6 protein-coding genes and 2 pseudogenes are annotated in these 6,120 nt (G+C 67.2%); 4 read left to right on the forward strand and 4 right to left on the reverse strand.

All coding sequences use genetic code 11. The features are described 5' to 3' along the window. Positions 1–89: 89 nt before the first annotated feature. From ORI94_RS34750 to ORI94_RS34765, 4 genes and pseudogenes are all read right to left on the reverse strand, one after another. Positions 90–593: a hypothetical protein gene (locus tag ORI94_RS34750; RefSeq protein WP_266083053.1), complete on the reverse strand. Its 504-nt coding sequence runs from the start codon at positions 591–593 to the stop codon at positions 90–92. A 29-nt stretch (positions 594–622) separates the two neighbouring features. Next, positions 623–1,969 (reverse strand): NucA/NucB deoxyribonuclease domain-containing protein, encoded by a 1,347-nt coding sequence (locus ORI94_RS34755; RefSeq protein WP_266083055.1) that lies wholly within the window; start codon positions 1,967–1,969, stop codon positions 623–625. A 405-nt stretch (positions 1,970–2,374) separates the two neighbouring features. Further along, a pseudogene (locus ORI94_RS34760) lies at positions 2,375–2,485 on the reverse strand (IS6 family transposase); the annotation flags it as partial. Positions 2,486–2,753: 268 nt separating this feature from the next. Continuing rightward, the gene (locus ORI94_RS34765) at positions 2,754–3,350 is read right to left on the reverse strand and encodes a TetR/AcrR family transcriptional regulator (protein ID WP_266083057.1); all 597 of its coding nucleotides are present in this window, start codon (positions 3,348–3,350) and stop codon (positions 2,754–2,756) included. 67 nt (positions 3,351–3,417) lie between these two features. Between ORI94_RS34765 and ORI94_RS34770 the strand changes: the two genes are divergently transcribed. The 4 genes and pseudogenes from ORI94_RS34770 to ORI94_RS34785 all read left to right on the forward strand — a co-directional run. Next, positions 3,418–4,629 carry a metal-dependent hydrolase family protein gene (locus ORI94_RS34770; protein WP_266083059.1) on the forward strand — a complete coding sequence of 404 codons (1,212 nt, stop codon included), beginning with the start codon at positions 3,418–3,420 and terminating at the stop codon, positions 4,627–4,629. Continuing rightward, on the forward strand, positions 4,626–5,480 hold the full coding sequence (locus tag ORI94_RS34775; protein WP_266083061.1) for an alpha/beta hydrolase: 855 nt from the start codon (positions 4,626–4,628) through the stop codon (positions 5,478–5,480). The genes ORI94_RS34770 and ORI94_RS34775 overlap by 4 nt, the downstream gene beginning before the upstream one ends. Before the next feature lie 225 nt (positions 5,481–5,705). After that, the gene (locus ORI94_RS34780; RefSeq protein ID WP_266083063.1) at positions 5,706–5,966 is read left to right on the forward strand and encodes an FAD-binding protein; all 261 of its coding nucleotides are present in this window, start codon (positions 5,706–5,708) and stop codon (positions 5,964–5,966) included. Continuing rightward, a pseudogene (locus tag ORI94_RS34785) lies at positions 5,930–6,120 on the forward strand (IS6 family transposase); the annotation flags it as partial. The gene ORI94_RS34780 and the pseudogene ORI94_RS34785, both read left to right, overlap by 37 nt.

A 6,120-nucleotide genomic window follows, 5' to 3' on the forward strand; every position in this document is an offset into this window, starting at 1 on the left:
GGGCCCCCCCGGCGCCCCCCGCTACCACCCCCCCCCCCCCCGCCCCGCCCCCCCCCCCCCCGGCCCGCGGGGGGCCGCTCGGCCCGGTGTCACTGCGCGCGGACTGCGACTGAGTAGTCGTCGCTGCGGCGCAGCACGGTGACGGGTTCGGCAGGTGCCGGCCAGGCTTGGATGAGGTACCACTCGGTGACCTCGTCGGGGCCCAGGTCGACGGCGGTGTCGCGGCCGCGGGCGTGCACGCGCAGCCGGTAGTCACCGGGACCGTGGAACGACAGGACGGGCAGCTCTTCGTCGAGGTCGTCCATGACGCCACGGACCATGAGGTCACCGGAGGCGGAGTGGGCGGAGACTTCCACGATCTCCTGCCACTGGTCGGCGCCGGGTTCGGGCCGCGTGTCGTGGAGGGTGATGGTGACGTCGACGTCGCCGGTGTGGATGCCGGTCATCACGGTGATGACGCCGTCGGTGACCCGCACCAGGCCGTTGTGGCCACGGTCGAGGTCGGGGCCGGCCGGCCCGTCCTCGTCGCTGATGTCGAACTGGTGGTACTGGACCGGGACGAGTCCTTGGCCCCGTGTGACGTCGTCGCTCATTTCGCAGCCCTCCGCCAGGCGGTGGTCATCTACTTGATCCACACCAGGAACCTGTCCTTTTCGATGATGCGGTTATACAGGTAGAACTTGCTCAGGGCCCGGCCGCCGTCTTCGTTCTGCTTGGCGTTGATCATGCGGCGGCTGAAGTTGCCGCCGCCGCTCTTGGCGCCCTGCCAGGTGGAGGCGAAGGGGTACTCGTCGCACTGCTTGCCCGGCGGCCGCTGCAGACTCGACGGACAGGCGGTGTTCCGGTTCTCCCGGATTTTTGCCTTGTTCGTCAGCCGGGTCAGGTAGCGCTTGGTGCCGTGCTTGCCGGGCAGGTTCTGGGTGTTCTGGGCGTCCTCGATGTGCTGGGCGAGCTCCGGGTACTCGCCGCTCTTGGCGTAGACCATCTGCGGGATGTACGGCATCACGCAGCCGGGCTTCGACGTGCCCGGCAGGGCGTTGTCGCAGCGCACCGGAGGCGTGGGCAGCTTGATCTCATTGCTGGGACCGGCCCACTTGGGGTTGGTGAACAGCCATGCCGCCGTCGCCTGCCCGTCGCCCTTCTGCCCCTTGGGTGAGGTCTTGATGGTGGTGTCCAGGAAGAACTGGCCCACGGGCTCGCTGCTCTTGCTCATCGCCTGGGACGGGAAAGTGCTCTTGGTCACCTTGCACTTGCCTGCGCAGGTGCCGCGCCCGCCGGCGCTGCTGCCCTTGGCCGACCCGGAGCTGTTCACCTCCATCAGCTCTACCTGATACGCCCAGGTCTTGCTGTCCCGGGCGCCGTAGGCGTAGGCGCGGGTGAGGTAGTGCATCTTTCCGACGACCGCGCCGGTGCGCGGGTTGGTCACCGTCAGATCGGCCGGAAAGATCCCGCACGCCTTGAACCGGTTGACGTACCACTGGCCATTGGCGCCGTGGTCGTCGCACCACTTCGGCACCGGCCATGCATCGACCACCGCGCGCAGCTCCTGCGCCGGCGCGCTGGTGCCCCATTCCACACAAGCCACCGGGGTGTCACTGTCTGCCGCCTGCGCCGCCGCCAGCTGGGTACGGCACACCGCTTGCGCCTCCGCAGCGCCTGCCATCGGGTCCGGCGACAAGAGCTCCTCCGTCACCGGCTCCTCCTCCCCCAGAGCCTGCGCCTCCAGTGCCGTTCCCTCGTCCTCGAGGTCCTCCGGCAGCGGCAGGGAGAGTTCGTCGTCCAGCTCTTGTGACGACTCCTCCAGATCCTCCGGCAGCGGAACGACATCCTCCGGTGCGACATCCCCCATGGCGTGCACCGCCGTGTCCGCTCCGGGCGCGGATCCCTCGGACGCCTGCGCCGCGCTCAGGCAGCTGCCCAGCAGTCCCAGCGACACGGCTCCCGTGGTCAGCAGTCTCCTCAGTCTCAAGTTGTGCCCCCTGTTGATTGATCAGAACAGCGCAAACAACAGCCTGGTCAGTGACGTGTCCGCGCCGGGTCGACGTGATCCAAACACAGAGAGCCGACAACACGGCCATAAATTCCGGCCCAGCGGCCAGGTCAGCGAGTCTTTCCGGACACCGCACCCACGGCCAAGCAGTAGACCAGCGGCCAGAAAGACACGACCGCACGAACGCCTGAAAGATCCTCCTCGCTCAAACGACGCGGCACCGGCGCGTTTCGCTGCCCGGTCCGGCCCCCAGCCGCATGCCGGCCCCGGGCCCAGGGAGGACGCCGCACATCTGGTGGAGTCCGGCTGCGCCAGGCGAGCCTTGCGCCGTGGCATCTCCGCGCGGTCAAAGCAGGCAGGCTCAGCAGCAAGGTGACAGTGGCGTTCCTCGACCTCGCGGTAGGACAACGGGAAGCGGAAGTACAGCCACACGCAGTGCGCGACCACCTCGACCGGGTACCGGTGCCCCTTGTACGACGGTGGCGCGCTGTCCACGGACGATCCCTCCCCGGCATGACCAACCAGAAGATCATCCCACCTGGCCAGTCAACGTGACAGTGCCCTCAGCCATGTTCCAACTCACCTTCTTCTTGCCGGACCAGACGGTTCCTGCGACGGCGCGGCCAGTCGCCGCTCCGCCCGTTGCCCGCACATGACGCAGGTAAGAGACCATGTTCCGGTGACTCTTGTCGCCACTTTCCGTCGCCGTACCCCACGTTGTCGCGCATGTGCGCCGATCCTCAGCCGTGAGAGCCCAGGCCGCTCAACCTTCCGGACGTGATCGTGGAGCGGATCGGCCCTCGCTCATGCGCAAGATCAAGGTGACCGCGTCCTCCGAGCGGGTTCCGGGAGTGAGGACTTCCTGTAGGAGGAGGCCGCGAATCGCGGCAATGGTGACGGCGGCCACCTCCCGCGCTTCCTCTGCCTTAAGCCCTTCGCGTTCCGCGAGTGAGGACAGCATTCCGGTCAGGTCATCAATCGACTCCACGAACTCACGGAAGTCCTCGGGGCAGTACGCGGCCAGTCCGACGACGTAAAAGAAGCCGCGGACACGCGACAACTGCTCCGGCCGGGTGTACGTACGCCAGATCGCCGCGACGAAATCGTCGAAGGTGCTCTGCTTGGCGGCCTCCAAGAGTGCCTCGTTGTCACGGGATCGCTGGGTCGTGAGCATGGCGGCCAAGACACCCGGGAGCGACCCGAAGTGGTAGCGCAGCAGGGCGTGGCTGGTGTCGATCCGGGCGGCGATTTTACGCAGCGACATCTCTGGCGGGGGAAGGGCCTCGCCAAAGGCGTCGAGAAGCAGTGCCAGGAGTCGTTCGCGCGCGCTGCCGTCGCGTTGCGAGGTTGACAGGATCACGCCCGCAGTTTATCCATTGGAAAAGATGGTTCGCAACGGCGGAGGATCGACGATGGGACCTGCTCATGTGGTCGGCGCGACGGTCATCGACGGATCAGGGCGCGACCCCGGCGTCCTCGACCTGACGATCGAGAACGGCCGCATCAGCCGACTCGGTGCCACCGGCGGGCACGGCGAGCGACTCGATGCCGAGGGACTGACGATGACGCCCGGCCTGATCGACGCCCACGTCCACCTGGGCCTGTCGAGCCCGATCCAGCCGCACTTCTCGTTTCAGATCAGTGCCGCCGAGATCGCGGCGGACATCTTCGCCACGGCTGGCGCGACGCTCGACGCCGGCTTCACCACCGTCCGCGACACCGGCGGAATCGACGGCGGCGTCGTCACCGCGATCGCGAAGGGCAAGGTCAAAGGGCCGCGCGTCCTGTCGTGCGGACCTGTTCAGTGCCAGATCGGCGGGCACGGCTACTACGGCGCCGCATGGGAACCCACCGAGCTGTGGAGCAGCCACCACATCCCGGGCCTGTGCGCCCTCTCCATGATGGCCGGCAACGCTGACGAGCTGCGGCACAACGTCCGCGAAGCCTTCCGCCGCGGAGCCTCCTTCCTGAAGCTCTGCGTGACCGGCGGAGTAGTGGGCGCACATGATCGACTGACCGACACCCAGTTCACCGTCGAAGAGATCGCCGTTGCGGTTCAAGAAGCAGCGGCGCGGAACACCTATGTGACAGTCCACGCCCACAACAACGAGGGCATACGACATGCGGTCGAGGCCGGGGTGCGCTGTGTCGAGCACGGCACCAGCCTCGACGAATCCACAGCGGCCCTGATGGCCGCTCGCGATGTTGCCCTCGTGCCCACGTTCGCTGTCGTCGAGCAACTGCTGCACGACACCGCCGGAGCCGGTCTCGCCGAGTCGACCCGCGACCGGGCCGACGGCGTACGCGAGCAGATGACGAAGGCGCTCGCTGCCGCCAAGCACGCCGGAGTACGGATCGGGCTGGGTTCCGATCTCATCGGCCCGGCCCAGGACCGGCGCGGCAGAGAACTCAGCCTGCGCGCAGCCCTCGAGACGCCGATGGAAGCGCTCGTGGCGGCGACCCGGACCAACGCCGAGATCCTCGGCCTGTCCGGCGAGGTGGGTGTCATCGCTCCTGGCGCGCAGGCCGACCTCGTTCTCTGGAACGGCGATCCGCTGGAAGACCCGGAACTGTTCTCCGACCCCACCAACGCCGTCCTGGTCATCCAGGCCGGCAAAATCGTAAAGGACCTCAGATGATCACCATGTGGCAGGGCTGCCTCCCCCACACCGACTACTTCGAGATGCGCTCCAGCGGTGGGCTCGACTACGGCGTCTGGGTCACCACGCCACCGCGCTACGACCCTGCCACAGCGCAGGCGCCCGTCGTGTACGTGCTCGACGGGAACTGGGCCGTGGGCATGACCGCCCCACTCATCGTCACGCAACTGGACCCCATGCAGGCGATTCAGCCCTACGTGCAAGTCAGCGTGGGGTACGCAGGCGAGGAAGCCGAGCACTGGGAGCGGTTGCGCAACCGCGACCTCGTGCCCCCCGGCGAACCCGTCGCGAAGGAGTTCATCGATGCGGTGGAGATGGGCGTCGCAGCGGGCACGATGACGCGCGAGCAAGCCGACGCCTACCTCGCTGAATTGAGCGACAGCCGCGGGGACATGTTCCTGGACTTCCTCACCGACGACCTGCACCCGCGGATCGAACGCGACTACGCCACGGCCCCGAGCGGTCACGGCCTCTTCGGCTACTCCTACGGCGGACTCTTCAGCCTCTACGCCTGGCTCACCAAGAACACCTTCTTCGAGAGCATCGGCGCGGGCAGCCCCGGCATCGTCAATGCGGACAGTCAGGTCTTCGCTCGGCTTGAAGCGATGGGGGACACCCTGCCCGACACCAAGCTGCACGTGACCTTCAACGAGCAAGAAATCCTCGGAGACCTGGCGGTCTACCAGAACCTCACGAAGAACACGGCCACCTTCCTTCACCGCCTCACCGCACGCAGCGGATCCGTCACCAGCGCACTCATGCACGAGACGCACGTGACCGGGCTGCAGGCATCGTTCCTCAGCTACCTCAGGACCTGCCGCGCCCAGTGAGCCCGGACGCCGCGGCTCGTCTTCCGTCCCATGTGAGTCGACTTCTCTGGAGGTGTGCCGGTGCCCGAGCGTGACACCGTCAGCACGACACCCCCTGCCGTAGGTATCGCCGAAGCACTCAGGCGACGGCTGCCCGCCGACCGGGTCGTGACTGATCCGGACATCGTCGCCAGCCTCTCCCACGACCAGGCAGTGTGGGCGCCTGTCGGCCGAGCGGTGGCCGTCGTGCGCGCCAAAAGCACCGACGAGGTCCAGACCGTGGTGCGTGCGTGCCTGGAGCACGGAGCCCCCCTGGTTGCACGCGGCGCCGGCACCGGATTGTCGGGCGGCGCCAATGCCGTCGAAGGAAGCGTGATCCTTGCGCTGAACGGCACTGTCACGTTGACTGACCGATGGGATGATCTTCGGGTTGATCGGGCTGGGAAGGATCGTCTGTGGGGAGTGCGTCGCTGTCATACAAGGGGCACCGGTACCCGGTCGAGGTAATCTCCCACTGCGTGTGGCTGTACTTCCGCTTCCCGCTGTCGTTTCGCGAGGTGGAGGAGCTGATGTTCGAGCGCGGTGTGATCGTCTCCTATGAGACGGTCCGCCGCTGGTGCGTCAAGTTTGGGCAGTCCTACGCGAACGGCCTGCGCCGCAG

The sequence above is a fragment of the Streptomyces sp. NEAU-W12 genome, assembly GCF_026242095.1.
Lineage (GTDB): Bacteria > Actinomycetota > Actinomycetes > Streptomycetales > Streptomycetaceae > Streptomyces.